The following is a 1585-nucleotide window of genomic DNA, read 5'->3' on the forward strand; positions in this document are numbered from 1 at the left end:
TAACTTTTGGGAAAGCCATTTTTTTGTTTTAAACTTATTTGCTATTATATGAAGAAGATTTGTTCTTTCCAGTCCTTTTATTATGACTAGAAATATAAAAAGTATATATATTACTTTAAAATCTGTTTTGTCGTAAGCAGGGAAGCGGTGTAGATATATAGAACTAACAATCAAGCCAATCAAGCTTAATATTGTTGCCGCCGCTTTTGTATTTCCAGTGGGCAGCAACCCCAAGCTCTGCGGTGCGGTGCATCTCGTATGTTCTTATCTGCACCTCAAAGATGGCAGTATTGTGAAAAACTGTTGTATGAATAGTCTGGTAGCCGTTATCTTTGGCAACTGCTATATAGTCTTTAAATCTTGAAGCCAAAGGGCGAAAATGAAGATGGATTAAACCAAGTGCATCGTAACACCGAATAGGCTCTTTGGTTATTATTCTTACGGCCAAAAGATCAAGCACCTCATCAATACTTACACCTTTTCTTTGCATCTTTAAATATATGGAGTATTTATGTTTTATACGGGATAAAATTTCAAAATCATCTTCACAAAAACCATTTTGTAAAAGAATTTTTGAAACAGAATCTTTAAATTCGCTCAAACGCATCTCTATAGCATGGTAGTTTTTGTCAAGATAATTATCTATACGGTGTTTCTCTTCAGGAAACAGATATCCAAAACTCAAATCTTCTAAAATATTTTTTAAAAAACTAATCCCCAAACGGTGTGCAATGGGTGCATACACAACCAATGTCTCCTCTGCTATACGTTTTTGTTTATGGGGAGGCAGAGCATCGAGAGTAAGCATATTGTGCAATCTGTCACACAGTTTCACAACCAAGACACGTACATCCTCTATACTTGCCAAAAGCATTTTTCTAAACGAAAGTGCAGAAACAACAAGCTTCTCATTGGAACTTGAGGGGATTAATTCGCTGTCACGTATGGTGTCTATCTTTGTAAGTCCCGAAACAAGATGTGCAACATCTTTACCAAAAAGATTTTCTATCTCCTCTAAAGAGATGGAGGTATCTTCCACCACATCATGTAAAAGAGCTGCTACCACCATTGTTTCATCATTGGTGATGGCGGCTGTAACAGAAGCCACCAAAATAGGGTGTACTATATAAGGTTCACCACTCTTTCTAAACTGTTCTTTATGCGCCTGTATGGCAAAATCTAACGCTTTTTGGAGAGTAGCATTGTGGGGAATTTGTAAAAAAAGGTAAGATAGTGCCGAGTCAACATCATGTAGATGTTTGATTTTTTCTATATCTACCTGACTCAGCGGCAAGAGATTACTTCTTTACGTTTTTAAAGCCTTGAACCACTATAAGGCCTTCGGCAATTTCCATCAATGCCAAATCTGATGATCTCATATTTTTTGTATGAACACTCAACTTGCTTGTAGCGCCGTTTTCAAGCTCATCTGTTCTTTTGGCAACCGCTATTGCAAGCTGATAGCGATCTATACTTGGATTTTCATTTAAAACTTTTGCTGTCAATTCTTCAACTTTCATATACTTCTCTTTCCTTTTTACTTGACTATGGAACAGTTATCCATATTTCCATTTTTTAAGATATC

Annotated in this window: 1 protein-coding gene and 1 pseudogene; both read right to left on the bottom strand. The window is 36.3% G+C overall.

Annotated elements, in window-relative coordinates; genetic code table 11:
- Positions 1 to 169 precede the first annotated feature (169 nt).
- Positions 170 to 1294: pseudogene (locus AC30RD_RS09090) on the bottom strand (HD domain-containing protein); the annotation flags it as partial.
- A gap of 4 nt (positions 1295 to 1298) precedes the next feature.
- A complete protein-coding gene (locus AC30RD_RS09095) occupies positions 1299 to 1520 on the bottom strand; it encodes a DNA-directed RNA polymerase subunit omega (RefSeq protein WP_489494211.1) in 222 nt (73 codons plus the stop codon).
- Positions 1521 to 1585: the final 65 nt, after the last annotated feature.

The sequence above is a fragment of the Nitrosophilus sp. genome (assembly GCF_982775275.1).